This is a genomic window from Paenibacillus sp. J5C2022 (assembly GCF_025567625.1).
Taxonomy (GTDB): domain Bacteria; phylum Bacillota; class Bacilli; order Paenibacillales; family Paenibacillaceae; genus Pristimantibacillus.
In genome coordinates, this window is sequence record NZ_JAOQJC010000002.1 from 235,865 (window position 1) to 262,771 (window position 26,907).

22 protein-coding genes are annotated in these 26,907 nt (G+C 54.2%); 21 read left to right on the top strand and 1 reads right to left on the bottom strand.

What is annotated here, in order from left to right; genetic code table 11:
- Positions 1-45 precede the first annotated feature (45 nt).
- The 17 genes from spoIIP (at position 46) to M6D81_RS02965 (ending at position 16,364) form a co-directional block, all read left to right on the top strand.
- Positions 46-1,305: a stage II sporulation protein P gene (spoIIP, locus tag M6D81_RS02885; RefSeq protein WP_262675293.1), complete on the top strand. Its 1,260-nt coding sequence runs from the start codon at positions 46-48 to the stop codon at positions 1,303-1,305.
- The gene (locus tag M6D81_RS02890; protein ID WP_262675294.1) at positions 1,292-1,684 is read left to right on the top strand and encodes a hypothetical protein; all 393 of its coding nucleotides are present in this window, start codon (positions 1,292-1,294) and stop codon (positions 1,682-1,684) included. Before spoIIP ends, M6D81_RS02890 begins: the two co-directional genes overlap by 14 nt.
- A gap of 76 nt (positions 1,685-1,760) precedes the next feature.
- Complete coding sequence (gene lepA / locus M6D81_RS02895) at positions 1,761-3,578, top strand: translation elongation factor 4 (protein ID WP_262675295.1); 1,818 nt, start codon at positions 1,761-1,763, stop codon at positions 3,576-3,578.
- Positions 3,579-3,667: 89 nt separating this feature from the next.
- A complete protein-coding gene (gene hemW, locus M6D81_RS02900) occupies positions 3,668-4,831 on the top strand; it encodes a radical SAM family heme chaperone HemW (RefSeq protein WP_262675296.1) in 1,164 nt (387 codons plus the stop codon).
- A gap of 97 nt (positions 4,832-4,928) precedes the next feature.
- The gene (locus M6D81_RS02905) at positions 4,929-5,387 is read left to right on the top strand and encodes an N-acetyltransferase (protein ID WP_262675379.1); all 459 of its coding nucleotides are present in this window, start codon (positions 4,929-4,931) and stop codon (positions 5,385-5,387) included.
- 143 nt (positions 5,388-5,530) lie between these two features.
- A complete protein-coding gene (gene hrcA, locus M6D81_RS02910; RefSeq protein WP_262675297.1) occupies positions 5,531-6,556 on the top strand; it encodes a heat-inducible transcriptional repressor HrcA in 1,026 nt (341 codons plus the stop codon).
- Positions 6,557-6,578: 22 nt separating this feature from the next.
- Positions 6,579-7,166 (top strand): nucleotide exchange factor GrpE, encoded by a 588-nt coding sequence (gene grpE / locus M6D81_RS02915; protein ID WP_262675298.1) that lies wholly within the window; start codon positions 6,579-6,581, stop codon positions 7,164-7,166.
- Between the two features lie 58 nt (positions 7,167-7,224).
- A complete protein-coding gene (dnaK, locus tag M6D81_RS02920; protein WP_262675299.1) occupies positions 7,225-9,063 on the top strand; it encodes a molecular chaperone DnaK in 1,839 nt (612 codons plus the stop codon).
- 109 nt (positions 9,064-9,172) lie between these two features.
- Complete coding sequence (gene dnaJ / locus M6D81_RS02925; RefSeq protein WP_262675300.1) at positions 9,173-10,300, top strand: molecular chaperone DnaJ; 1,128 nt, start codon at positions 9,173-9,175, stop codon at positions 10,298-10,300.
- Positions 10,301-11,122: 822 nt separating this feature from the next.
- Entirely contained in the window at positions 11,123-11,248 is a 126-nt protein-coding gene (locus tag M6D81_RS02930; protein ID WP_262675301.1) for a hypothetical protein, read from the top strand.
- A gap of 77 nt (positions 11,249-11,325) precedes the next feature.
- Positions 11,326-11,508, top strand: a complete 183-nt coding sequence (locus tag M6D81_RS02935; protein WP_262675302.1) for a YfhD family protein — start codon at positions 11,326-11,328, stop codon at positions 11,506-11,508.
- Complete coding sequence (locus M6D81_RS02940) at positions 11,509-11,712, top strand: hypothetical protein (RefSeq protein WP_262675303.1); 204 nt, start codon at positions 11,509-11,511, stop codon at positions 11,710-11,712.
- A gap of 141 nt (positions 11,713-11,853) precedes the next feature.
- Entirely contained in the window at positions 11,854-12,831 is a 978-nt protein-coding gene (gene prmA / locus M6D81_RS02945; protein WP_262675304.1) for a 50S ribosomal protein L11 methyltransferase, read from the top strand.
- A gap of 17 nt (positions 12,832-12,848) precedes the next feature.
- Positions 12,849-13,556, top strand: a complete 708-nt coding sequence (locus M6D81_RS02950) for a site-2 protease family protein (RefSeq protein ID WP_262675305.1) — start codon at positions 12,849-12,851, stop codon at positions 13,554-13,556.
- Positions 13,557-13,607: 51 nt separating this feature from the next.
- Complete coding sequence (locus M6D81_RS02955; RefSeq protein WP_262675306.1) at positions 13,608-14,387, top strand: RsmE family RNA methyltransferase; 780 nt, start codon at positions 13,608-13,610, stop codon at positions 14,385-14,387.
- A gap of 5 nt (positions 14,388-14,392) precedes the next feature.
- Complete coding sequence (gene mtaB, locus M6D81_RS02960) at positions 14,393-15,790, top strand: tRNA (N(6)-L-threonylcarbamoyladenosine(37)-C(2))-methylthiotransferase MtaB (protein WP_262675307.1); 1,398 nt, start codon at positions 14,393-14,395, stop codon at positions 15,788-15,790.
- A gap of 136 nt (positions 15,791-15,926) precedes the next feature.
- Positions 15,927-16,364: an NUDIX hydrolase gene (locus M6D81_RS02965; RefSeq protein ID WP_262675308.1), complete on the top strand. Its 438-nt coding sequence runs from the start codon at positions 15,927-15,929 to the stop codon at positions 16,362-16,364.
- 7 nt (positions 16,365-16,371) lie between these two features.
- On the opposite strand, the gene M6D81_RS02970 is transcribed toward M6D81_RS02965, so the two are convergent.
- Positions 16,372-17,346, bottom strand: a complete 975-nt coding sequence (locus M6D81_RS02970; RefSeq protein WP_262675309.1) for a Na/Pi cotransporter family protein — start codon at positions 17,344-17,346, stop codon at positions 16,372-16,374.
- A gap of 139 nt (positions 17,347-17,485) precedes the next feature.
- Between M6D81_RS02970 and M6D81_RS02975 the strand changes: the two genes are divergently transcribed.
- Genes M6D81_RS02975 through M6D81_RS02990 form a run of 4 tightly spaced genes read left to right on the top strand, consistent with a single transcriptional unit; the run spans position 17,486 to position 26,872 of the window.
- Positions 17,486-18,850 carry a class I SAM-dependent rRNA methyltransferase gene (locus M6D81_RS02975; RefSeq protein WP_262675380.1) on the top strand — a complete coding sequence of 455 codons (1,365 nt, stop codon included), beginning with the start codon at positions 17,486-17,488 and terminating at the stop codon, positions 18,848-18,850.
- 24 nt (positions 18,851-18,874) lie between these two features.
- On the top strand, positions 18,875-22,432 hold the full coding sequence (addB, locus tag M6D81_RS02980; protein ID WP_262675310.1) for a helicase-exonuclease AddAB subunit AddB: 3,558 nt from the start codon (positions 18,875-18,877) through the stop codon (positions 22,430-22,432).
- On the top strand, positions 22,392-26,240 hold the full coding sequence (gene addA / locus M6D81_RS02985; RefSeq protein WP_262675311.1) for a helicase-exonuclease AddAB subunit AddA: 3,849 nt from the start codon (positions 22,392-22,394) through the stop codon (positions 26,238-26,240). Before addB ends, addA begins: the two co-directional genes overlap by 41 nt.
- Positions 26,237-26,872 (top strand): hypothetical protein, encoded by a 636-nt coding sequence (locus tag M6D81_RS02990; protein WP_262675312.1) that lies wholly within the window; start codon positions 26,237-26,239, stop codon positions 26,870-26,872. The genes addA and M6D81_RS02990 overlap by 4 nt, the downstream gene beginning before the upstream one ends.
- Positions 26,873-26,907 lie beyond the last annotated feature (35 nt).

Sequence of the window (26,907 nt, forward strand, 5' to 3'; positions counted from 1 at the left end):
GATAGTAACTAGATTATGAGGTAGCGGAAAGGAGCGTTAAACTTCATGTGGAAGCAAAGCGCAGTGCAGATTAAGGGCTTGGAGTGGAATGGCGGGAGGAAGCTGAAGGAATTGCTAATGACGGGGAAGGCATTTGCGGTGCTTTCCCTTTGTTCCATGCTGTTTTTTATATTGCTGGGTGTGGTCGGCATGATCTATGAGAAGTCATCCCAATCTGCTATGCATTCTATGAAAGGCTTGGCGGCTTCTGTATCAAGCGGCTTGTTGGGGGACATGCTGGAAATGGAGGTGCCCTCGTTTCGAAGCGATCTGCCCTCGGAGGCATTCTCGGGCAAGGATGTCGGCATATTCCTGATGCGCTCCCTGACGGATGTTAATCCGGCCGAACCGCGAAGCATGCTTGCCGGAGAGCTTCCAGGCATGAAGGGCAACGATGCTTTCCTGATTCGCAAGGGGAGCGGTACGGATACGACGGTCGGTCCGCAAGATCGGGCGCCGATTGCTTACAATCCGCTTGAGGGGCTGGAGGAAGAGAACGGGACGGAATTGGTGGTGGGTGAAGACGGAGTTGTCGACGATCAATCGACAACAGGCAACGATGCCGAGGATGCTGTCGCTGAGCCTTCCGGCAAGCCGACTACCGGCAGGCAGATTGCTTTCATCTATCATTCGCATAACCGTGAATCCTGGTATCCGGAGCTTGACGGCGAAGCCAAGGACCCCAGCTCCAGAACGAAGAACATTACGCTCGTGGGCAAGCGTCTGGCAGACAAGCTGGAAGAGAATGGAATCGGTACGATGGTGTCGGATGTGGACTATCCTACGGCGATCGATGATTACCGCTGGGAGCTGAGCTATAAGTATTCCAAGAAGACGGTGAAGGAAGCGCTGGCCAGCAACGACGACTTGCAATTTCTGTTCGACCTCCACCGCGACTCGCAGAAGAGAAAGTATACAACGGTTGATATTGATGGCACAAGCTATGCCCAGGTGTACTTCGTCATCGGGCACAAAAATCCCGAATGGGAAAAAAATGAAGCCTTTGCTACGAAGATTCATGAAGCCTTGGAGGCCAAATATCCCGGCATATCGCGCGGTATATGGGGCAAGACGGCAGCGACGGGCAACGGGGAGTACAATCAGTCGCTTGCGTCTGAAAGCGTGCTGATCGAGATCGGCGGCGTGGACAATACGCTTGAGGAATCGTATCGGACGGCGGATGCGCTCGCGAAGGTCGTAGCGGACATCTATTGGGAAGATGCGAAGGTATCCGGAGGGGAGGGTAGCCGCGATGAGGCGAAATAGGTGGAAGTGGATCGGCTTCGGGGTAGCGCTCGCATTCCTTGTCATCTACGGAATCGAATTGTCAACGACCGGCATTGAGCGGATTCATGGTCCCCTTGCGGAAGGGAACGGGCAATATGTGCAGTATGAGGAAGAGCCGCCGCAATCTTCCCGCGACCGCAAGCTTGAGGATCGAATCGCAGAGCTGGAGCGAGAGCTTGATGATTTGAAGCGCGGCAATCGCTATCCGGTCGACGCGGATTCCCGCTGGCCAGGTCTGTATGAGCCGGATGAGCCGGTCGTCAACAAGCTGGCGGATTCCACCTCCGAGCTGCTCGAGAATGCTTCAAGCTCCGGCATTCGCTTCATCGCATCGTTCTTCAACGGATTATTTGACTGACGTCCATTGCTGTCCTTCCGCCTTATTGCTATAATAGGAAGAATGATTGAATACTTGGAATGTGTGGGGGATAGGCATGTCAGATGTTCGTGACCGGCAAAAGAAAATAAGAAATTTTTCCATTATTGCGCATATTGATCACGGAAAGTCGACGTTGGCTGACCGGATATTGGAGTATACGGGCGCACTGACGTCCCGTGAAATGCAAGCTCAAGTATTGGATCAGATGGATTTGGAACGTGAACGCGGCATTACAATCAAGCTGCAAGCCGTTAGACTTTCCTATAAAGCGGACGACGGAGAAGAGTATTTGCTTAATCTCATCGATACGCCCGGGCATGTCGACTTCACGTACGAGGTATCCCGCAGCTTGGCGGCATGCGAAGGAGCGCTGCTTGTCGTCGATGCGGCGCAAGGCATCGAAGCCCAGACGCTCGCCAATGTATATCTGGCGCTGGACAACAACCTGGAGATCCTTCCCGTCATTAACAAGATCGACTTGCCAAGCGCCGAGCCTGAACGAGTCAAGGGCGAGATCGAAGATGTGATCGGACTGGATGCCAGCGAAGCTGTGCTTGCGTCCGCGAAGGCGGGCATCGGCATTAAGGAGATTCTGGAGCAAGTCGTGCAGAAGGTTCCTGCGCCTACCGGCGATCCGGATCAACCGCTTAAGGCGCTGATCTTCGATTCCCATTACGATGCGTACAAGGGCGTTATCGTCTATGTCCGCGTAATGGACGGAAGCATCTCGGCAGGCAAGAAGATACGCTTCATGGCGACAGGCGCGGAGTTCGAGGTTATTGAAGTCGGGGCATTCAAGCCTAGAATGACTATCGTGGACGAGCTTGCAGTCGGCGACGTCGGATTCGTTATCGCCGGCATCAAGAACGTGAAGGATACACGCGTAGGCGATACGATTACGGAAGCGAAGCGGCAAGCGTCGGAAGCGCTGCCGGGCTATCGTCGCATTAATCCGATGGTATTCTGCGGTCTGTACCCGATCGATTCGCAGGATTATAACGATCTGCGCGATGCGTTGGAGAAGCTGGAGCTTAACGACGCGTCGCTCACGTACGAGCCTGAATCCTCTACGGCTCTAGGCTTCGGCTTCCGCTGCGGCTTCTTAGGTCTGCTCCATATGGAGATTATTCAAGAGCGTATCGAGCGCGAGTTCAATATTCCGCTCATTACGACGGCGCCTAGCGTTATCTATAAGGTCACTTTGACCAGCGGAGAGACGATTCAGATCGACAATCCGTCGAATTATCCGGAAGCGGGCAAGCTTGAATCCGTGGAGGAGCCTTATGTGAAGGCCAGCATCATCGTTCCGAACGACTATGTCGGTGCGATTATGGAGCTGTGCCAGAACAAGCGCGGCGAGTTCGTCAATATGGAGTATCTGGATACGAACCGGGTTACGCTTACGTATCACATTCCGTTGTCGGAGATCGTATACGACTTCTTCGATCAATTGAAGTCCAATACGAAGGGCTATGCTTCCTTCGACTACGAGCTTTCCGGCTACCGCAAGTCCAACCTGGTGAAGATGGACATCATGCTGAACGGTGAGCAAGTGGACGCCTTGTCCGTCATCGTGCACCGCGACCGCGCCTACCATCGCGGACGCGCCATATGCGAGAAGCTCCGCGGCCTTATTCCGCGGCAGATGTTCGAGGTGCCGGTTCAGGCTTCCATCGGCACGAAGGTTATCGCGCGGGAGACGGTGAAGGCGATGCGCAAGAACGTACTTGCCAAGTGCTATGGCGGCGACATTAGCCGTAAGCGCAAGCTGCTGGAGAAGCAGAAGGAAGGCAAGAAGCGGATGAAGCAGGTCGGAAGCGTGGAAGTTCCGCAGGAAGCGTTTATGGCCGTACTCAAAATTGACGAAGACTAAGCATGAAAACAAGGGAGAGCATTTTGCTCTCTTTTTTTTCAAAAAAATTTGCATGACAAGGCAAGATATGCCGCTTTTGGAGGTTGTCTATGATTCATAATACTACGCCGCGTGCGCTGTATATACACATCCCTTTTTGTACGAACAAATGCCATTACTGCGATTTTACGTCGTACGTCTTGCGGGGGCAGCCCGTTGATCAATACCTTGATGCGCTAGAGGAGGAAATGAAGCATACCGTGCGGCAGCTTCCGCCTGAAGAGATCGATACGGTATTCGTCGGCGGAGGAACTCCGACCGTTCTGACTCCGCCGCAGATGGAAAGGTTCCTCCGATCTGTGAGGGAGCACTTCCCGCTGGCGGAAGGCGTCGAATTCTCGATGGAGGCCAATCCCGGAACGACGGATAAAGATAAGCTGGCCGCAATGCGGGACGGCGGCGTCAACCGGATTAGCTTCGGCGTTCAGTCTTTCGACAACGGCTTGCTGGAACGAATCGGCCGTATACACAATGTCGACGACGTTTATCGAAGCATTGAGAATGCGAGAGCGGTCGGCTTCCGCAATTTGTCCATCGATTTGATGTTCGGCCTGCCGGACCAGACGCTGGAGCAGCTGTCGGATAGCGTAGAGCGGGCTATGGCTCTGGACCTGCCGCATTATTCGCTCTACAGCTTGAAGGTGGAGGAGAATACGCTGTTCCACAAGCTGTATGAGCGCAATGAGCTTCCTCTTCCTCCGGAGGAAGAGGAGTTCAACATGTTCCTGTTGCTAATGGAGAAGCTGAAGCGAGGCGGCTACCGCCATTACGAGATTAGCAACTTTGCGAAGGAAGGCCATGAGAGCCGGCATAATTGCACGTACTGGCGCAATGAGCCATATTACGGACTGGGTGCAGGCGCGCATGGCTACGCCCACGGCTGGAGGCATGTCAATGTGAAGGGAGTTCAGCCCTATATCGACAAGGCTATTGCCGGACTGCCGTATCTGGAGCGCCATCAGGTGAGTGAGGCGGAAGCGATGGAGGATTTCATGATGGTAGGGCTTCGTCTGCTGGATGGCGTAAGGTGCGTCCGCTTCAAGGAGCAGTTTCCCGAAGCTTCGCTGGAGGAGAAATTTGGTCCGGTGTTAAGCAAGCTGATCGGAGACGGCTTGCTGGAGCAGTTCGTGGATGGCGACCATACCGGGTATCGTCTGACAGAGCGAGGCGTCTTGCTGGGCAATGAAGTATTCGGCGCCTTTTTGGAGGCATGACCGCAAAATCATCTTGAGAAAAAATTCGTGTTGGTGTATATTTATTCATATTACTTAATATGAATGCTTGCGCGGAGGTGAGGCAGCTATGCAAACGATGCAGGTCGTATGCCGGAAGGCAACGGCGGACGATGTGGAAAACCTATTTCAATTAATTCAAAGCTACGCTGAACAGGGGGTTATGCTGCCTCGCTCCCGCGAGGCTTTGCATAGAAGCATCGATACGTTCTATGTGGCGGAGCTGGATAGGACGGTCGTTGGTTGCGGCTCGTTAACGCGGCTCGGTGAAGAGCTGGTAGAGATCAGATCGCTCGGCATATCGGAGAGCTACAAGTCTCTCGGTATCGGAAGCATGCTGGTCGATTCCTTAATCAAGGAAGCGCAGGAGCAGAGCATTCCGAAAATTATGGCGCTGACATATGCAGTGCCGTTTTTCGAACGGAACGGTTTTCAGGTGGTGGACAAGGAAATCTTCCCTGAGAAAGTATGGACGGATTGCATTCATTGTCCCAAGCGGCATGCATGCGACGAAATCGCTGTATTGAAGAACATATAAGATGAAAATGTTGGCTGAAAAATGCCGAACCGACTTGACAATCGTCAAGCCGGTTTGGTATTTTTGTTATAGCGATTAGCACTCTTAAGAGTTGAGTGCTAACATTGTCGGTACGCACTACATCATGTATGGAGGGGATCACGATGCTTACTGATCGACAACGAATGATTTTGAGCGCTATTGTGGATGACTATATACGTTCTGCCGAGCCAGTTGGTTCACGGAGCATCTCCAAGCGTGGGGATGTGGCATACAGCCCCGCCACCATACGCAATGAAATGGCCGACCTTGAGGAACTGGGCTACTTGGAACAGCCTCATACGTCAGCCGGGCGCGTACCGTCGACAAAAGGATATCGCTATTATGTTGACCATTTGTTGAGAGTCAATGAATTGAATGATCAGGAATTAAAGCTGATGCGTTCCCATGTCACCGACAAGCTGAGTCAGATGGAGCAAGTTATTCAGCATACCGCGTTGGTCTTGTCCAGCTTGACAAACTACACGTCGATATTGCTCGGACCGGAGCTATTCAGCAATGCACTTCGTCATTTCAGCCTCGTACCGCTCGATGCCAGGTCCGCTGTCATCATTATGGTCACCAATACGGGCCACGTGGAGAACCGAACCATTACCATTCCGGATGGCGTGAATATGGATGACATGGAGAAGGTCGTTAACATTTTGAACGCTAAGCTGGTCGGTGTGCCGCTAATTCGGCTGAAGTCCAAATTGCACAGCGAGGTTGCGGTCGAGCTGGAGCGGCATGTTGATCACTTCGAGGAGCTGCTATTCGTGCTGGACAACGCCTTGAAGAGAGGCGACGAGCACCGCATTTACTTGAGCGGCGCTACGAACATGCTGACTCAGCCCGAATTCAAGGATGTCGACAAGGTGAAGACGATTCTGGACTTGCTGGATGAGACTCCGACGATTATGAAGCTGTTCTCGACATTGCCGGAAGGCATACAAGTTCGAATCGGAACAGAAAATGATCATAAGGCGATTAGCGACTGCAGTCTGATCACGGCAACTTATGCCATCGACGGACAGGTGCTGGGCACACTAGGCATACTGGGACCGACACGGATGGAATACGGGAAGGTCATCAGCGTGTTGAACTATCTGTCGAAGGATATGGGTTTGTTAATGAGCAGATGGTATAAATAAGTCATGTTAAGGAGGTGATAAGGTGAGTACGAAGGAGCAACATCAAGAAAGCGCTGAGACGGCGGCAGATGAAGTTGAAGTGACTGCAGCCCAGGAAGCGTCTGAGGAAGCTGTGCAACAGGAGCATGAGCAAGAGAATGCCGCAGCCCCGAATGAAGCGGACACCCGTTATGCTGAGCTTCAGAAGCAGGCGGATGACAATCATCAAAAATACTTAAGAGCGCAGGCGGACTTCGACAATTTCCGACGTCGGACGATGCGGGAGAAGGAAGAGCTGGGCAAGTACGCTTCCATGAAGCTGATCACCGAGCTGTTGCCGACGGTTGATAATTTCGACCGGGCGATGGCCGCCACTTCCGATAACGGCGATTACGAATCATTGGCGAAAGGCGTCGATATGATCTTCCGCCAACTGATGCAAACGCTGGAGCAGGAAGGGTTGCAGGTGATGAATGCGATAGGCGAGCCTTTCAATCCTGAATTCCATCAAGCGATTATGCAGGTGGAATCCGATGAGCATGAGGAAGGTATCGTTGTCGAGGAAGTGCAGAAGGGCTATATGCTGAAAGATAAAGTTCTGCGTCCGGCTATGGTAAAAGTTAGCGGTTAATTTCGCTATTGTATATACACTGACATCAAATTGTATGATTGAAGGAGGAGCACGAGCAATGAGCAAAGTTATTGGCATTGACTTAGGAACAACAAACTCTTGCGTCGCGGTAATGGAAGGCGGAGAAGCTGTAGTTGTGCCTAACCCGGAGGGCAATCGTACGACCCCATCCGTAGTAGGCTTCAAAAAGGACGGCGAGCGCGTCGTCGGCGAGACTGCCAAGCGCCAAGCCATTACCAACCCGGACCGTACCATTATCTCCATTAAGCGTCACATGGGTACGAATCATAAAGAAAAAATCGACGATAAGGAATATACGCCACAGGAAATTTCGGCGATGATTCTGCAGAAGCTCAAATCGGATGCCGAAGCTTATCTTGGCCAACCCGTTACTCAGGCGGTAATTACCGTTCCAGCGTACTTCAACGACAGCCAGCGTCAGGCGACGAAAGATGCGGGCAAAATCGCAGGCCTCGAAGTGCTGCGGATCGTAAACGAGCCGACAGCAGCCGCGCTTGCATACGGTCTGGAAAAAGCCGAGGACCAAACAATTCTCGTATATGACCTTGGCGGCGGAACATTCGACGTATCCATCCTCGAGCTGGGCGACGGATTCTTCGAAGTTAAAGCGACTAGCGGCGACAATATGCTGGGCGGCGACGACTTCGACCAAGTGATTATCGACCATATGGTTGCCGAGTTCAAAAAAGAGCAAGGCGTCGACCTGTCGAAAGACAAAGCGGCGGTACAGCGTCTGAAGGATGCTGCAGAGAAAGCGAAGAAAGAACTGTCGGGCGTCGTATCGACTTCCATCTCCCTGCCGTTCATCACGATGGCTGACGGAGTGCCTCAGCACTTGGAGATGAACTTGACTCGCGCGAAGTTCGAAGAGCTGTCCGCGGATCTGGTGGAGCGTACGCTTGGACCGGCAAGACAAGCGCTTAGCGATGCGGGCTTGACGGCGAGCGACATCGACAAGATCGTTCTGGTCGGGGGCTCCACTCGTATTCCTGCCGTACAGGAAGCTGTCAAGAAGCTGACTGGCAAAGAGCCGCATAAAGGCGTTAATCCGGATGAGGTTGTAGCGCTTGGCGCTGCCGTACAGGCGGGCGTACTGACCGGCGACGTTAAGGATGTCGTCTTGCTGGACGTCACACCACTGTCACTGGGCATCGAGACGGCAGGCGGCGTGTTCACGAAGATGATCGATCGCAACACGACGATCCCGACAAGCAAGTCGCAAGTGTTCTCCACTTATGCAGACAACCAGCCGGGCGTTGAGATTCACGTTCTGCAAGGCGAGCGCTCCATGGCTGCGGGCAATAAGACGCTTGGCCGATTCACGCTGAGCGACATTCCGCCGGCGCCGCGCGGCGTACCGCAAATCGAGGTCACATTCGACATCGATGCCAACGGTATTGTGAATGTGTCCGCATTGGACAAAGGCACAGGCAAGAGCCAGAAGATTACGATTACTTCTTCCAGCGGCCTGAGCGACGATGAGATCGAAAAAATGATGAAGGATGCCGAGCTGCATGCTGATGAAGACAGCAATCGTCGCGATTTGGTCGAAGCGAAGAATACGGCTGACCAACTGGTCTACACCACCGAAAAGACGTTGAAGGACCTGGGCGATAAAGTAGATGCATCTGAAATCGAAAAAGCAAACGCAGCGAAAGAGAAAGTGACAGCTGCTATTGCGACCGATGATCTGGAGCAAATTAAGACAGCTACAGAAGAGCTGACAGCAATCGTACAGCAGCTGTCTGTGAAGCTGTATGAAGGCGCGGCTGCAGATGCAGGGGCTGCCGGTGAAGGTGCACAAGACGGCTCCGATGGGAAAAAAGGAAAAGATAACGTCGTAGACGCTGACTACGAGGTCGTTGACGACAAGTAATAGATGCTGTTACCGGCGAGAGGTCAAAGACAGGCGTTTCCTGGCTTTGACCTCCTTTCATGCCGGCATGATATGCAATTATAGCTTATGGCGAGGTGAGACAGACTAGATGGCGAACAAACGCGATTATTATGAAGTGTTGGGTGTAGGCAAGGAAGCTTCCGACGATGAGATAAAGAAAGCTTACCGAAAGCTGGCCCGGCAATATCATCCAGATGTGAACAAGGCGACAGACGCGGAAGAGAAATTCAAGGAAGTGAAGGAAGCCTACGACGTGCTCAGCGATGACAGCAAGCGCTCAACATATGACCGCTTCGGTCATGTAGATCCCAATCAGGGGATGGGCGGAGCTGATGGAGCTGACTTTGGCGGTTTCGGAGATATTTTCGATATGTTCTTCGGCGGCGGAGGCGGGCGTCGCGATCCTAATGCGCCGCAGCGGGGCAACGACCTGCAGTATACGATGACGATTGAGTTCAAGGAAGCGGTATTCGGCAAGGAGACGGAGATTACAATTCCGCGCACAGAGTCCTGCGACACTTGTCACGGTTCAGGCGCGAAGCCGGGCACGAAGCCGAAAACATGCGGTACTTGTAACGGCTCTGGTCAGCAAGAGGTCGTTCAGAATACACCGTTCGGCCGCATGGTGAATCGCAGATCGTGTTCTACGTGCGGTGGAAGTGGTCGCGTAATAGCCGACAAGTGCGGTACGTGCCATGGAGCGGGCAAAGTGAAGAAGCAGCGCAAAATCAAGATCAACATCCCGGCCGGAGTAGACGACGGCGCGCAAATCAGAATGTCTGGCGAAGGCGAGGGCGGATTGCGCGGCGGACCTGCGGGAGACCTTTATATCGTGCTGCGCGTGAAATCGCATGATTTCTTCGACCGTGAAGGCGACGATATTTATTGTGAGGTTCCGTTATCGTTCGTTCAGGCGGCGCTTGGCGATGAGATCGAGATACCGACCTTGACGGAGAAGGTGAAGCTGAAGATTCCTTCGGGCACACAGACAGGCACTTATTTCAGGTTGAAGGGCAAAGGCGTACCAAAGCTTCGCGGTTACGGAACGGGCGACCAGCATGTGAAAGTGACAGTCGTAACTCCAACGAAGCTGACTGATGACCAGAAGGATTTGCTTCGCCAGTTCGGCGGCTTGACCGGTGAATCGACCAGCCCGCAAGATGAACATCATGAATCTATATTTGATCGTATGAAGAAAGCGTTCCGCGGTGAATAACCCGGAGCGCTTTCTTTTTTTGAGTAAAAGTTAGATGGTACTGACGCTGAATCTGTAATGATATACGTATAAGTTATGTAAACCAGAATATGCAACGGAACGGTATAAGTATAAGCTTGTGCACAAGTATCAGTAACAATGTATCTGTTGCATCTATCCGCATGTGTATCAGTATCAGGATAGCTGTATTATAACTATATCCTCAAACTGTATCCTGAAAATGCAGAGCTATTAACAATGCTATAATATGAGGTCGAATTATGAGGCCGATCATCTTTGAAACTGTTCGCGATCCCGTGTTTGACACTTCTCTTATCGTATTTTTGTATTAGCACTAGTTATTTTTACCAGTTCCATGTCATAATAGCATGGAAGTCCAAACTAATCCCATCCATTCTAATGCAGTTGCTCTATCTGACTTGCAAGGGATGTAAATGTTGATTTAGGATTAGTGCTCACTCTCCCCTTTGCTCAGGAACAATCATAAACGAAGTAATAGTGCTTACACCAAAAATGATGTGAATATGAATGTAAACCTGAATAGTTGCATTAATAATTGGAGATCGAGAGATAATTTCAGTAAGTGAAAACCGATTAGCATTTACCACATAACTTTTCTGATAAAAAGAGAATATAGTGAGGCCCGCTCGAGAAGAATGCGAGGTTCCTGATAAGAGGGGATAGTGAAGCCTGTTCGAGAGGAACGTGAGGTTCCTTATAGTAGGGGGATAGTGAGGCCGCTCGAGACGGGAAGATTATGCGTGATTTGGCCATCTTTTTGAATAAAAAAGGAGCTAAAAATGAATCGCAGCTAGTGAATTTGTGCACAATACGATTGATGCAGTTGATGCAGTTGATGCAGTTGATGCAGTTGATGCAGTTGATGCAGTTGATGCAGTTGATGCAGTTGATGCAGTTGACGCAAGTGCTTTATTTAAAAAAATATAAATCGACAAAAAGCATCGCAAAAGCTTTTATTTAGCTCCAGGTTACAGAAAGAAAATCAAAGAAAGCGGGTAGTCAAAATGGTGGAAGGCAAAAACAACATTAAGGCGAATGCAACCGACATGGAGAATATCAACTTCGCGCAACTGCCGATTGCAAAAAATGAAGATGTGGAGTTTTCCGAAGAGGCGGCTGACAACGCGGACCGTATCGCTCAGCAGCGTGCGGAAGCGGCAGATCGGAGAGCACAGGGGGAACAGTAGGTGAGCGGTATTCAAATCACAGCAGCGTTCGTCAACGATTCCACAGCACATGAAGCAGCCAGAAAGCTGCAGGCATTAAGGGCGCTTGAAGTTGGCGAGCTTCAGAAGGACGGCATGTTGACCGCAATGGTGGACGATTCGGTTGCCGAACGGGCCATGCATTTGATTCAGCAAATCGGCGGCAATATTCAATCGATGGAATAGCAGGCTCAGGATAGGAACAAATGAAGTGTATTAATGCAAGGAGCGTGCTCGGAAGACCGGGCATGCTCCTTATTTTGTAATTTGAGGTGTCTCTGGTGTACAATAGAGGTTAGGTTTCAATGATTATGGGGGGCACGATGGATGAAATGGCATGAACTTACAATCGCGACGACTGAAGAAGCAGTGGAAATGATTTCGAATTTCTTGCATGAGGTTGGCGCCGGTGGCGTTGCAATAGAGGAATCCGGGACGCTCAACAAACCGAGGGATACTTCTCTTGGACAATGGTACGAGCTCCCGCTTAACGATATTCCGGAAGGACATGCGGTTATTAAAGGGTATTTCGCCGAAGGAACGGATATGGATGATCTGCTGCTCCGGCTAAAGCCGCGGGTTGATCAACTGCGCGAGTTCGATATCGATACGGGGAACGTTACTTATGAGACCCTTCTTGTCGACGATGAAGATTGGGCGAATGCGTGGAAGCAATATTTCAAGCCGGTAAAAATTACGGATAGGCTTACGATTAAACCGACCTGGGAGGATTATGAGGCGGCTGATCATGAGCGTATTATCGAGCTTGATCCCGGAATGGCATTCGGCACAGGCACTCATCCCACTACCTCCCTCTGTCTTCGTACACTGGAGTCCGTTGTAAAGGGCGGAGAAGTAATGATCGACGTAGGAACAGGCTCGGGTATATTGGCCATTGGTGCATGCAAGCTAGGCGCAGGCAAGGTGCTTGCACTGGATCTTGATCCTGTAGCCGTATCCAGTGCTACTGAGAATGTGAGCCTGAACGGGTTGTCCGATCAAGTCGAGGTACGGCTTAGCGATCTGCTGGGTGTATTGCGTGAAGGAGATCAGGAAGGCGCGGCCTCTGCTGCGAAGATACAACCGCCGGTCGATCTGGTTGTGGCGAACATTTTGGCCGAGATTATTTTGTTGTTCGTGGAGGATGTGTATGAAGCGTTGAAGTCGGGAGGTACATATATCGCTTCCGGCATTTATAAGAATAAGGAAGAGGATGTGGAGAAGGGCCTTAAGAAAGCCGGCTTCCATATCGTGGAGAAACAACGCGATGAAGATTGGCTTGCAATCGTCGCGAGAAAGCCGTAGGTGAATGTATGGAAGCGTTGGAAAGATTTTTGTGGTACCCGCTGGAGGATTTGCCCTTTATTGTGCTGGTTTTGATTATCGCGTTCACCGTGCATGAATTCGCGCATGCCTACAGTGCGTATAAATTCGGAGACGATACGGCTTATAAGGAAGGCCGAGTAACGCTGAATCCAGCCGTGCATCTGGATGTGCTGGGAACCGCGTTGCTGCTTATTGCCGGATTTGGCTGGGCGAAGCCGGTTCCCGTCAATCCATCCCGGTTCAAGAACCGGAAGCTGATGGGCGTAATCGTCTCGGCGGTCGGACCTTTGAGCAATCTGTTGATCGCTGTAGTCGGAATGTTTATTCTCTATTTGCTGGATGCGACAGGCTTGCTCCATGCAGGCTCGCAAGGCGTGTATATGGCTCTTGTTCATTTCTTTTACTATTTAATAACCATTAATTTGCTGCTGTTCATTTTCAATCTTATTCCCCTGCCGCCATTGGACGGCTATCGGATTATATCGGATTTGCTTCCGTTGCGGATACGTTACAAGATGGAGCAGCACATTCATTGGGGCATGATCATCTTTTTGCTAATGGTCTTTATCCCTCCGCTTCGTCAATATACGTTAACGCCGATACTGGGACTCAGTACGGACATCTTCTTTGCTTTGATTGATTTGTTTAACGGCGTTTTCGGACCGCTGAATTGGCGGGACTTTATCATGGATTTCTATGCATGAACCATGCTATGATGAACAATGGAATTGAGACGCAAGGGTGGTTGACTATCGGTGCAGAGATATTTTGTAACACCGCCGCAGCTTCAGGGGGGCACATTCGCCATAACGGGCGACGATGCCCGGCATATCGTTAAAGTGATGAGGATGAAGCCTGACGATAAAATATACGTAAGCGACGGGCAGTCGAATTCTGGCATAGCCGTAATTAGAGAGATAACTGCTGATACTGTGCTGGTCGAGCTGGAGAAGCTGCTGGAAAGCAGCAGCGAGCCGGCTTGGTCGGTTACGATCGCGCAGAGTCTGCCCAAAGGCGACAAGATGGAGCTGGTCATACAGAAGGGGACGGAGATCGGAGCCTGCGCTTTCGCTCCGTTCCAATCGGAGCGGATGATCGTGCAATACGACGCCCGCAAGGAAGCGAAGCGGCTGGAGCGATGGGGGAAAATCGCGAAGGAAGCCGCTGAGCAATGTCATCGCGACCGCATACCCGCCATTGAAGGGGTGCGAAGCTGGAAGGAGCTGCTCCAGTTGATCGGCAGCTTCGATCTGGCTTTGTTTTGTTATGAGGAGGAAGGAAAAGAGCACGAAGGGCTCGGCTTGCGTGCAGCAGTGCAGCATTGGTTGACAGCCGGTGTGCGGCAAGGGGACAAGCCGTCCATATTGCTTATTGCAGGTCCCGAAGGCGGCTTCACGGGGCGGGAAGCCGCTGAAGCAGAGCAGGCCGGCGCCAGACTGGTCGGACTTGGAAGACGAATTCTGCGCGCAGAGACGGCGGGCATTGTCGGATTGACCTGTTTAATGTACGAATCTGGAGAAATGGGAGGAGTGTGACTGCTATGCCAACGGTCGCATTTTATACACTGGGATGCAAGGTTAACTTTTATGATACTGAGGCCATCTGGCAGCTGTTCAAAAATGAAGGCTATGAGCAGGTCGACTTCGAGTCGACAGCCGACGTCTATCTGATCAATACTTGCACGGTAACCAATACGGGTGACAAGAAGAGTCGCCAAATTATTCGGCGGGCCATACGCCGCAATCCGGATGCCATCATTGCTGTGACGGGCTGTTATGCCCAGACATCTCCGGCTGAGATCATGGCGATAGAAGGCGTCGATCTAGTGATCGGAACGCAAGACCGGGATAAGATTATGGGCTTCATCGGACAAATACAACGTGATCGTCAACCGGTCAATGCTGTGCGCAATATTATGAAGACGCGCAGCTTCGAGGAATTGGATGTGCCTGACTTCTCCGAACGGACCCGTGCCTTCCTGAAAATTCAAGAAGGCTGCAACAACTTCTGTACGTTCTGCATCATTCCATGGTCACGGGGCCTGTCTCGCAGTCGCGATCCGAAGAGTGTCATCCAGCAGGCGAAGGAGCTCGTCGCATCGGGCTATAAGGAAATTGTCCTTACCGGGATTCATACCGGCGGTTATGGAGACGAAATGGAAAATTACAATCTGACCAGCTTGCTATGGGATCTGGACAAGGTGGAAGGGCTGGAGCGCATTCGCATCAGTTCCATTGAAGCGAGCCAAATCGACGAAGCAATGATCGAAGTGCTCAATCGATCCAGCAAGATGTGTCGCCATCTGCACATTCCGCTGCAGGCCGGCGACAATCGTGTGCTGAAGCGGATGCGACGCAAATATACAACAGAGGAATTTGCCGCCAAGATCAAGCTTCTTCAGGCTGCGATGCCCGGCGTAGCGATTACGACGGATGTCATCGTCGGTTTTCCAGGCGAGACGGAAGAGATGTTCGAGAACGGCTACAAGTTTATGGAGGAGCTTGGTTTTGCGGAGATGCATGTATTCCCGTACTCCAAGCGAACAGGAACGCCAGCCGCGAGAATGGACGATCAGATCGATGAAGAATTGAAAAACGAGCGTGTTCACCAGCTTATCGATCTGTCGGAACGCATGCAGCTCCAGTATGCGAAGCGTTATGTGGGTGAAGTGCTGGATGTGATCCCAGAGCGTGAATATAAGGGAGCGGAAGGCAGAGGGCTTATGATGGGCTATTCCGACAATTACTTGAACATCGTATTCGAAGGTTCTCCGGATATGATTGGCCAGCTGTGCCGCGTGAAGGTGACGGAAGCCGGCGTGAATGAATGCCGCGGCAAGCTGCTTCGCGTGCTTGATGCAGCAATCCCGGCGAAGGACGCTGTATTTGCGGATGGGGAAGACTTCGCTCTGCTGCGCCGAGAAGCGCTGGAAGCTTAGCGTTCGGGCTGGAACGGAAATAAGAGCAGTGCAAGGAACGAGCTATTGCCACCATCGGATGGCGATAGCCGTTTCTGCTTGTAAGCGAATATTGATAATGGGTAGTATAAGGTAAAGACTGCAAGGGGGAAGGAGCATGAAGGAAATCTCAGCCGGCGGTGTCGTGTTTCGCCACAACGATCAGGGACAACTGCAAATCCAGCTTATACAGGATCGCTACGGCAAGGTTTCGCTGCCGAAAGGGAAGATGGAGCCGGGGGAGACTGTGGAGGAGACAGCGCTGCGTGAAATTGCAGAAGAGACCGGACTGCAAGGTGAAATCGTTGCTCCTATTGATCAAATCAAATATCAGTATGATCATTCTGCGTTGGGAACGGTCAACAAAGAGGTTCATTATTATTTAGTGAAGGCGATCGGCGGCAAGCATCAGGCTCAAGTGGAGGAAATCAGGGGCGTCGACTGGTTCGAGCCTCTAGACGCATGGCGCAGGCAGAAGCAGTCCGGCTATGAGAACAACGATCGCATATTGTCCGGAGCGTTAAAGCTGCTTGACATAGCTATGGAATCGACATAGCTATGGATTAGACGGTATTCTGCAACTTCCGCCAGAACGGGAGGTAGCAGACGGGCAGCGCCAGCAGAGAACAGGCGACATTGTAGATCGTCTGAGCATGCGCGATGGAGGAGGCGGGAGAATGGGACAGCCATTCTGCTGCTGCAGCGAGCTCTCCGGCAAACGGAAGGAACAGGATCGCACCGCCAACGTTCAATACGAAGTGGGTCAGTGCGACTAGCTTGCCGCCCCTGCTGCCGCCGATGGAAGCCAGCATTGCCGTCACGCAAGTGCCGATATTGGCGCCGAGAATAATCGATATGCCAACATCCAGCGGCATGGCGCCAATTGTGGCGAAGCCCATGACAAGGCCAATCACTGCCGAGCTGCTATGCACGGCGGCCGTAAGCGCGGTGCCGGCGGCTACTCCCCACAGCAGACTGTTCGCGGAACGTGCCATGAACCAGTCGAACAAGGCGCTCTGCTCGACGGCAGGGCCGATCGATTGCATAATGGTGAGTCCTGCCAGCAGCATGCCGAAGCCGCATACGGCGACGGAGGCCGAACGGGACGTCTCCAGCCACGCTGATTGGCCAATTCGCGGCAGCAAGCGCATCTCCTTGAACAATGCCGTCAATAGCCATGTTCCGAAAGAGCCGATCAGCAGCGGGACGGCAAGGGCGTGTATATTCAAGCCAATCAGCTCGGTCGTCAGACAAGTGCCGATATTCGTTCCAAGCACGATGCCGAGCGTCCGTGGGAACGATAGCAAGCGCGCATTCACGAGACCGATTGTAATGACTGTGACGGCCGTGCTGCTTTGCAGAAGCGCAGTAGAGACGGTACCCATCGCAAGACCATGCAGCGGAGTGGCCGTCGAACTGTGCAGCGCATCCAGCAAGCGCGGGCCGGTAAGTCGGTGCAACGCAAGCTCCATTAGCTTCATGCCGCACAGGAATATGGAAAAACCCATCAGAATCGGAATAATAATGGCATGGATCATGATCGCAATCACCTGCTTTAACGAATGAGTGGAAGGATTAGACCTGCAGCTATGCTATTTGTATGCCGCTGCCGGGACACGCATGACAAGCCAAGGCTTAATTATATGCAACAGAGAGGGAGAAGAGCCATTGAGCAGAATGGATAACAGGGTCTTATTGAACAAATCTCGCAAAAAAAGAATAGAGAACGGCCATCCTTGGGTATTCGCATCCGAAATCGGAGCCGTTGAAGGAAATCTCGCTCCGGGAGATCTGGTGCAGGTGGTGTCGCATCAGGGACGCTATATGGCAACCGGATATTGGAATCCGGCCTCTCAAATCGCTGTGCGCATCGTTTCCTACGAACCGCTGGAGGAGATGGGGCGCGCATTCTTCATGAATCGATTCTGGCATTGTCTCGCTTACCGCAATCGGTTCGTGAAGAGTGCAGATTGCCGTCTTGTATACGGGGAAGCCGACTTCCTGCCGGGACTGACGGTTGATCGCTTCGGAGAGGTGCTCGTCGTTCAACTGCTCACGCTCGGCATGGACGTGCGAAGAGACGACATTGTCAGTGCATTGGTGGAAGTATTCAGACCGCAAGGAATATATGAACGCAGCGATGTCGGCGTCAGGAAGCTAGAGGGACTGGAGGAGCGCACAGGCGTGCTGTACGGCGATTGCCCGGCCATTGTCGAGATTGAAGAGAACGGGCTGAAGATGGAAGTGGATATTGTGAACGGGCAGAAAACGGGCTACTTCTTCGATCAGCGAGAAAACCGTGCGGCAATTGCACCATTGATGACAGGCTGGGGGGAGCGAAGCGGCATTACGCTCCAAGCACAGCCGGGTGAGGAAGGCGGCAGCTTTGTTCCGGTGAACAGAAACGGTAAAGTCGTCACCTTCCCGTATTGGGACGGTGCAACGGTGCTGGAGTGCTTCGCCCATACTGGCAGCTTCACGCTGCATGCTTGCCAATACGGCGCCAAACGGGTCACCTGTCTGGACGTATCTCAGCACGCGATTGAGACAGCGAGACGAAATGTGGAGCGTAACGGCTTCACGGACCGCGTCGAATTCGTTGTCGCCGATGCGTTCGACTACTTGCGATCCCAGGCGAAGGGACATGAAGAGCGGAAGCTAAGGGCCAGCGGTGAGACGGATACGTCGAAGAAGCTGGAGCAGGAAGCGAGAAGCTGGGACGTGGTCATATTGGACCCGCCCGCATTCGCCAAGACCAAGAACGCTGTCACCGGAGCATGCCGAGGCTATAAAGATATAAACCTGCAAGGGCTGAAGCTGGTTAATGAAGGGGGATATCTGGTCACAGCGAGCTGCTCCTATCATATGAAGCCGGAGCTGTTCCTCGAGACGATACAAGAAGCGGCCCGTGATGCAGGCAAGCTGCTGAGACTCGTAGAGTGGCGTGCAGCGGGCAAGGATCATCCGCAGCTGCTGGGCGTTCCGGAGGGACATTACCTGAAATTCGCCATATTCGAGGTGAGAAGCAAGGACGTTATATAGGCTACTAAGAGAGGAGTGCTGGATATGCCGCTGCAATTGGTCATCGGCCGTTCCGGAGCCGGCAAGACGGAGCGGTGTCTGGAGGAAATTAGAGAAGAGCTTCGCATCGCACCGGAAGGACCGCCGCTTATTCTGCTCGTGCCGGAGCAGGCGACGTTCCAAAGCGAATATGCCATGCTTCGCCTCGGAGGGTTGAGCGGGACGATTCGTGCCCAGGCGCTCAGCTTCCGCAGGCTTGCGTTCCGAGTCATGCAGGAGACAGGCGGCACCTCACTCGTCCCGATCAACGATACCGGCAAGCACATGCTGCTGTACAAGTTGGTGCACCGAATGGCGCCCGAGTTGCAACTGTTCGCCGGCGGGGCGGAGCAGCCCGGCTTCATCGAGCGGCTGACGGAACTTCTGACGGAGTGGAAGCGATACGGCCTGCAGGAAGAGCAACTGTTGGACAGCCGGGAATTGATAGATGGCTCGTCCTCCAATCTGCTTCGTCGCAAGCTTCACGATCTGATGCTCATCTATCGTGAGATGGAGCGGGAGCTCGGCGGCAAGTACATTGACTCGGAAGACTACTTGCATTACTTGCGGGAAGGCTTCGCCGAGTCGCCTTCCATGCAAGGCGCACGCATATGGGTGGACGGGTTCCATGGCTTTACTCCTACGGAATTTGAAGCGCTTGGCGCATTGATGGCGGGAGCGGCGCATATGACCGTTACGCTCACCCTTAACCGTCCTTATCTCGACGGAGTCTCACCGCATGAACTGGAGCTCTTCCATCCTACAGCGGAAACTTGCCTGAAGCTGATGGAGTTGGCTGAGAGCGCCGGTATAGAGGTGCTCCCTCCGATAAGCATGCCTGCCCCTGAGCAAGGAAGATTCCGGGACAATAGAATGCTGGCCCATCTGGAGCGGCACTACGGCAGCAAGGTGGCTATGCTTCAGAGTAGTGCGGAAAGCTACCATTGTCATCATCCCGCATGCGGCGTATCGTTGCATGCGGCCGCAAGCAAGCGGGCGGAGGTGGAGGCAGTCGCCCGTGATCTGGTCCGCAGAGTGCGGGAGGACGGCTACCGATGGCGCGACATGGCGGTCATGACACGTAATGCGGAGGAATATGCCGATTATATCTCGCTCATTTTCAAAGATTACGAGATTCCCTTCTTCCTGGACCAGAAGAAGAAGGCGCTGCACCACCCGCTGGTGGAATATATACGATCCGCTCTGGAGACAGTGCTGTACGGCTGGAGGTACGATGCGATGTTCCGCTGCATCAAGACGGAGATGGTCCTCCCGCTGGACAACAGCCTCCCTCGTGAATGGTTCGATCTTCTGGAGAATTATGTGCTGGCTGCAGGGATCGATGGTTGGAAGTGGCTGGATGCCAGCCGCTGGAGGCCGATGATGTCCCATTCCCTGGAGGATGAAGGCGTTGACGGCATATCTGCCGCTGCCAAGCGCGAGCTGGATATTGCGCTGGCTGCCCGCGAAGCTGTCGTTCCCTTGCTTCGCAGGTTCGAGCAAGGGCTTCGGAAGGCGACAACGGTACAAGAGATGTGCGAAGCGCTCTACAGGCTGCTGGATCATTCCGATGCGGCTGACCGCCTGGAGCGATGGAGCCGGCAAGACATGGAGAGGGGCGACGCGCAATCCGCGCGAAGTCATCGCCAGCTGTGGGACGGCGTCATGGCACTGCTGGACCAGCTGGTTGAACTGGCTGGCGAGGAGCGCGTAGCGCCTGAGTTATTCGCTGGGATGATCGAGGCCGGGCTGGACAGCCTGAAGCTGGCGTCGGTCCCTCCCGCACTGGATCAGGTGCTGGTGGGCAGCATGGACCGCACCCGCTCCGCCGGAGTGCAGGTATGCTATCTGCTGGGCGCCAATGACGGCACATTGCCTATGCGCGTGAAGGAAGACGGCATATTGACAGAGCCTGAGCGGGAGCAACTGGCGGAGACCGGGCTGCAGATGGCGCCGGGAGCGCGCAGAAGGCTTCTGGATGAACGATTTATGATCTACAATGCATTGACGACGCCAAGCAAGCATCTCTGGCTGAGCTGGGCAGGCGCGGATGAGGAGGGGAAGGGATTGCTCCCCTCTGAGATCGTGCGGCAGATGAAAGCGATGTTCCCCGGCATTCCCATTCATACGGAAGTGCTTGCTCCCGAAGCGGATATGCCGCCTGAAGAGCAGACGGCATTCCTGCAGCATCCCGAGCGCTCTATATCCCATCTCATCGTCAAGCTGCGGGAGTGGCATCAAGGCGGGGATATCGCTCCTCTATGGTGGGGACTGTACAATTGGTACGCCGTCAGACCCCAATGGCAGCAGAAGCTTGGCGTGCTGGTATCTTCGCTTGTGCATCACAACAGGGAGAACAATTTGTCGATCGCGACAGCAAGCCAGTTGTTCGGCGAGCGCATGCAGGTGAGTGTCTCGCGGATGGAGCGCTTCGTCTCGTGTTCGTTCCAGCACTTCGCCATCCACGGACTGAAGCTGAAGGAGCGCAGGCTGTATCGGCTGGGAGCGCCGGATATGGGCCAGCTGTTCCATGCTGCGCTAAGCGGACTGGCGAAGGAGCTCGGGCCGCGCTGGGGCAAGCTGAGCCGTCAAGAAATCAAGGCGGAGGCCGACAGAACGGTCGGCGAGCTGGTACCCAAGCTGCAATCGGAAATACTGCTCAGCAGCAGCAGATTCCAGTTCGTCGCACGGAAATTGAAGGATATCGTCGCACAGGCGGCCGTTGTGCTTGGCGAGCATGCGCGCCGAGCGGAATTCCATACGGTAGGCACCGAGGTGGACTTCGGTCCGAACGGGACACTGCCGTCGCTTGTTATTCCTCTGTCCGAAGGCAAGGAGTTGGAAGTGATTGGCCGAATTGACCGTGTGGATGCAGCTGAGTCGGATGGAAGCCTGCTGCTTCGTGTGCTTGATTACAAGTCCAGCGCAATGGGGCTGAAGCTGGAGGAGGTCGTACACGGCCTCTCCCTGCAGATGCTGGCTTATCTGGATGTGCTCGTTACCCATGCGGGAAGCTGGCTTGGCCGGGAAGCGAAGCCGGCGGGCGTACTGTATTTCCATGTACACAATCCTATGATGACGATGAATAATCGGCTGCCTGCCGACGAGGCGGACAATCAACTGCTGAAGCGTTACAAAATGCGTGGGCTGCTGACCGCCGAGCCGGATATTGCGCGTATGATGGATGGAGGTCTGGATACGGGGTATTCCGAGCTTCTCCCGGTTGCACTGAAGCGGGACGGCAGCTTCTACAGCAGCTCCTCCGTCGTGACCGCCGAGCAATGGGATATATTGCGCGGTTCGGTCAGAAGCAGAATCAGACGCATCGGACAGACCATCCAGCAGGGCGAGATAGCGATTACGCCTTATCGGATGGGCGGCAAGTCTCCGTGTCAGTTCTGCGATTACAAGCCGTTATGCCAATTCGATCCGCTATTCCAGGGCAATGCATACAACGTGCTCGGCAAGCGGGCGGACATATGGGAGCAGTTGGCGAGAGACTGCCAAGAGGAGGTGGAGCGTCATGACCGTGCGGAAGCCGGCGAACAGCATATGGACGGATGACCAGTGGAAAGCGATTGTGACGGAAGGGGCCAATGTGCTGGTTGCCGCTGCGGCGGGTTCCGGCAAGACAGCCGTTCTTGTCGAACGTATCATTCGAAAAATATCGTCCCATACCGACGTAGACAGACTGCTCGTAGCTACCTTCACGAAGGCTGCCGCTGCGGAGATGAAGGAGCGTATTACGGTAGCGCTGGAGAAGGGACTGGAGCAGCAGCCGGACAATGAGCATTTGCGTCGTCAGCTTGCGCTGATGGGACGGGCTTCCGTCACGACGCTTCATTCCTTCTGCCTGGATGTCATCCGCCGCTATTATCCGATTATCGGACTTGATCCCGGTTTTCGAATCGCCAATGAGACAGAGAGCGAGTTGATTCGGCTGGAAGTGCTGGATGAGCTGTTCGAGCAGAAGTACGAGCAAGCCGGCGACGGCGGAGCGTTCCTTCGTCTGGCGGACTGCTATGGCGGTGAGCGAGGCGACGAGCCGCTGTACGAGCTGGTGCAAAGCCTGTACGACTTCGCCCAGAGCCATCCGTGGCCGGAGCATTGGCTGCGGGAGACAGCGGCCGCTTATAAGCTTGACAGTCTGGAGCAGTTGGAAGCGAGCGAATGGACCCTGAGTGTAAAACGGGATGTCCGATTGACACTTGAGGGGGCGGAATCGCTGCTGCGTCAGGCGCTCGCCATTGCGGCGCGTCCTGGTGGGCCTGATCCGTATGCAGCGACACTGGTAGAGGATCTGCAGGTGGTGTTGCATCTGCAGGAGGTCGTCGCACGTGAGCCGTGGAGCAAGTGGGAGCCTTATTTCAACAGCGCCGCGTTCGGCAGGTTGAAGCCGATGCGGGGTGAGCAATATGACAAGTCACTGCAAGAAGCGGCGAAGGAGCTGCGCGACAAGGCGAAGGACTTGCTTTCCTCCACTTTGTCGGAGCTGTTCGGCCGCGGCGCGGAGGAGTTCCTGCATGAGCTGCAGGAGCTCGGCACATTAATGGGAGCGTTATCGGAGCTGGTCATCGCATTCGGCGAGCGGTACGAGGAAGCGAAGCGGAGCAAAGGGCTGCTGGACTTCGGCGATCTGGAGCATTACTGTCTGCGTATATTGCGGGACCCGTCATCCCAGCCGGATCGACTTGTTCCCTCTGAGGCTGCCCTGTCTTACAGGGAACAGTTCGATGAGGTATTGCTGGACGAATATCAAGATACGAATCTGGTGCAGGAATCCATCGTAACGCTTATTGCCCGTCAGAGCAGCGGCAACCTGTTCATGGTTGGCGATGTCAAGCAGAGCATCTACCGCTTCCGACTGGCAGAGCCCAATCTGTTCCTGCAAAAATACAAATCGTACAGAAGCAGCAGCGATTCCGGAATGCTTAAGCATGAGGATGAGGAAACGGCTCCGGGGGTAAGAATCGATCTGGCCCGTAACTTCCGCAGCAGAAGCGAGGTAGTCGACGGCGTGAATGCTGTGTTCCGTTCCATCATGAGAGAAAGCGTGGCAGAGATGGACTACGACAGCCGGGCCGAGCTTGTATGCGGCGCCGGGTATCCGCCGCCGTCTCCGCCGGACAGCTGCACGATCCAGCTGACGGTGCTGGATCGCGGCGGCATGGCGCAGGCACAGGAACCGGGCGACGATAGCCAGGGGCATGACGAAGAATACGGGAGCGATGCGGACCCGTCGGAAGAAGCGACGGTTGCCGAGCTGGAGGCGCGCTGGATCGCGCGTCAGCTGCAAGATCTGATGAAGCAAGGCTTCCAAGTCTATGACGTCAAGCTGAAGGCATATAGGGCGCTGCAGTGGCGCGACGTCGTCATCCTGCTGCGCGCTACGCAATCATGGGCGCCCGTACTGATCGAAGAGCTGCAGAGCTTCGGCATTCCCGCCTATGCGGAGCTTAGCAGCGGATACTTCGAAGCGGTGGAAGTGGAGACGATGCTGTCGCTGTTGCGTGTCATCGACAATCCTTATCAGGATATCCCGCTGGCGGGCACCTTGCGCTCGCCATTGTTCTCGCTGACGGGAGAAGAGCTTGCGCGAATCCGCATCTTGTCGCGGGGAACGTCATATTACGAAGCTGTCTGCCATGCGGCAGGGGCTGACGAGCTTGAAGAGGAGCTGCGCCATAAGCTGTCGCGCTTCCTGAATTCCCTCGACCGCTGGCGGGAGGAAGCGCGGGGCGGAGCGCTTGCGGACCTGTTGTGGGGCATCTATCGGGAGACGGGCTACTATGATTTCGCAGGCGGATTGCCCGGAGGCGTCCAGAGGCAAGCCAACTTGCGCGCCTTGCATGACCGGGCCCGGCAATATGAATCCACTTCCTTCCGCGGGCTGTTCCGCTTCCTGCGATTCATCGAACGAATGCGGGACAGCGGCGGGGACCTTGGAGCGGCAAGGGCGCTTGGCGAGGGCGAAGATGTAGTGCGAATCATGTCGATTCATAAAAGCAAGGGTCTGGAGTTCCCGGTCGTATTCGCAGCGGGTCTGGGCAAGCTGTTCAATCAGCAAGATCTTCGCAGCAGCTTCCTGATGCATAGGGAGCTTGGCTTCGGCCCCAGATACGTGGATTCGGAGCAGCGGATGAGCTATCCTACTCTGCCTTATCTGGCCATTCGCAAGCGGATGCGCATGGAGATGCTGGCGGAGGAGATGCGCATCCTGTATGTCGCCTTGACCCGTCCGAAGGAAAAGCTGTTCTTGCTGGGCACGGTTGCCAGCATGGAGAAGGCACGCGATCGCTGGCAGGCGCTGCGCGATGCGGAAGGGACAATGCCCGACTACGCCATAGCGGGAGCCCGCACCTATCTGGATTGGCTGGGACCTCTCGCGTCCGATCAATTCACGCAAGAGGATGCAGACGAGTCCGGTGGGAGCGGCCTGTCGCAATGGACGGCGCATACAGTGCCGGCGGAATGGCTTGGCGCGGAAGCGGCGGCTTCCCATGAGGCAGATGCAGAGCATGCGGAAGCCGCGGCGGAACGGCTGCAAGCACTCGTATCGCTTGCCTTGATTGAAGGCGAAGAGGCGGACGAGGAACTGGATCGCAGGCTCCAGTGGCATTATCCTCACCGGATGGCGGAACGCATTGCCGCCAAGACGTCCGTGACGGAGATGAAGCGCATGCATGAACAAGCCGCAGAGGATGTATTCAGCTGGGAGGAAGGAGCGGGCCGGGCGGCCAGTTCCTCTTCCGGCAGCTATTCCTTCCGGCTGAGACGGCCTTCCTTCATGGAAGAGCAGTCCTTGACGGCTGCCGAGAGGGGCTCCGCCAGCCATCTGCTCATGCAGCATCTGCCGCTTCATGCAGACGTGGACAGGCAAGTAGTTGAGAGTACGCTTGAGCTTATGGCGGAGAAGCGATTGCTGAGCGGGCAGCAAGCTCGAAGCATCGATGGTGGCGCCGTTGCCGATTTCTTCCGCGAAGACATCGGGAAGCGGCTGCTTGCGGCGGATTGGGTGAAGAGAGAAGTGCCGTTCAGCTGCGTATTCCCTTCCGGGCGAGTATATCCTGCAGCTGAAGCGGATCGCGCGACGGGAGAGCCGATACTCATACAGGGGGTTATCGACTGTCTGTTCCAGGATGATCGCGGATTGGTGCTGCTGGATTACAAGACGGACAGCATCTACATGAAGCAATGGGACCGCGCCGCTCAGCGCCATCGTTTCCAGCTGGAGCTGTATGCGGAAGCAATTCAGTCCGTGATGAAGCGGAAGGTGGACGAGATCTATGTTTATTTCTTTGACGGTTCCCGCACGGTAAGGCTGAACGATGAACAGTCCGCGGGCGGATACGACGGGGAGGGATCACAGTGAAGCAGCAAGAGAAAGGCAAGCGTTCCATCGCCCTGCCTGTCACGCTAATCTTGTTGGTCATGAGCTTGATGGGAAACGTTCTGCTGCTGACCAAAAACATTAACATTAACCAGACGAATGCAGTAGAAGAAGGCGGGGTCATACTCGACCGCGCGAAGAGGAGTCTTGAGCTTGCACAGTACATGGAAGGACAGATGATGGAGGTAAGGGAGCTATCCACTTCCGACGGAACGGCCGAGCGTCTGGCCGCCCGTTATGCCGCTTCCAGCCTGCAGCGCGGCGGCAGCAGCTTGAAGGAGCTGATGGCAACCGCAGAACTTCAAGCCGCAGGCGCGCTGGAAGGCGCAGGCGCTGCAGCAGAAGCGTATGTCGACAGTTTCGCCTATGAGCGGTTAACCGGCATCGGCAACGGAGCCGGGGCGCTGGATGACAGCGAGCGGAAGACGATCGAGCAATTGCAGCAATCTTTCTCAGAACTTGCGGGAGCCTTATCGGCGTTCAGCTTTGCGGGCGAAGGCAACAAGTCCTTTATGATCCGCTTGTCTGCCGGACACGGATGGCACGAAGTGGCTGGTTCGGTCCAGGCCGTCATGCGCCAATATGCTTCGAACGATCATGGATTGATCGCTTGAACGGCAAGGCAATCTCTTGTAGCCAACTGCCCATC

Bases quoted from the DNA above. Each gene is read 5' to 3' on its own strand.
- hrcA (WP_262675297.1), top strand. From the start codon at position 5,531: ATGCTTACTGATCGACAACGAATGATTTTGAGCGCTATTGTGGATGAC.
- M6D81_RS02905 (WP_262675379.1), top strand. From the start codon at position 4,929: ATGCAGGTCGTATGCCGGAAGGCAACGGCGGACGATGTGGAAAACCTA.
- M6D81_RS02970 (WP_262675309.1), bottom strand. From the start codon at position 17,346: ATGATCCATGCCATTATTATTCCGATTCTGATGGGTTTTTCCATATTC.
- hemW (WP_262675296.1), top strand. From the start codon at position 3,668: ATGATTCATAATACTACGCCGCGTGCGCTGTATATACACATCCCTTTT.
- M6D81_RS02890 (WP_262675294.1), top strand. From the start codon at position 1,292: ATGAGGCGAAATAGGTGGAAGTGGATCGGCTTCGGGGTAGCGCTCGCA.
- dnaK (WP_262675299.1), top strand. From the start codon at position 7,225: ATGAGCAAAGTTATTGGCATTGACTTAGGAACAACAAACTCTTGCGTC.
- addA (WP_262675311.1), top strand. From the start codon at position 22,392: ATGACCGTGCGGAAGCCGGCGAACAGCATATGGACGGATGACCAGTGG.
- prmA (WP_262675304.1), top strand. From the start codon at position 11,854: ATGAAATGGCATGAACTTACAATCGCGACGACTGAAGAAGCAGTGGAA.
- lepA (WP_262675295.1), top strand. From the start codon at position 1,761: ATGTCAGATGTTCGTGACCGGCAAAAGAAAATAAGAAATTTTTCCATT.
- mtaB (WP_262675307.1), top strand. From the start codon at position 14,393: ATGCCAACGGTCGCATTTTATACACTGGGATGCAAGGTTAACTTTTAT.
- M6D81_RS02975 (WP_262675380.1), top strand. From the start codon at position 17,486: ATGGATAACAGGGTCTTATTGAACAAATCTCGCAAAAAAAGAATAGAG.
- addB (WP_262675310.1), top strand. From the start codon at position 18,875: ATGCCGCTGCAATTGGTCATCGGCCGTTCCGGAGCCGGCAAGACGGAG.
- M6D81_RS02935 (WP_262675302.1), top strand. From the start codon at position 11,326: ATGGTGGAAGGCAAAAACAACATTAAGGCGAATGCAACCGACATGGAG.
- spoIIP (WP_262675293.1), top strand. From the start codon at position 46: ATGTGGAAGCAAAGCGCAGTGCAGATTAAGGGCTTGGAGTGGAATGGC.
- M6D81_RS02965 (WP_262675308.1), top strand. From the start codon at position 15,927: ATGAAGGAAATCTCAGCCGGCGGTGTCGTGTTTCGCCACAACGATCAG.
- dnaJ (WP_262675300.1), top strand. From the start codon at position 9,173: ATGGCGAACAAACGCGATTATTATGAAGTGTTGGGTGTAGGCAAGGAA.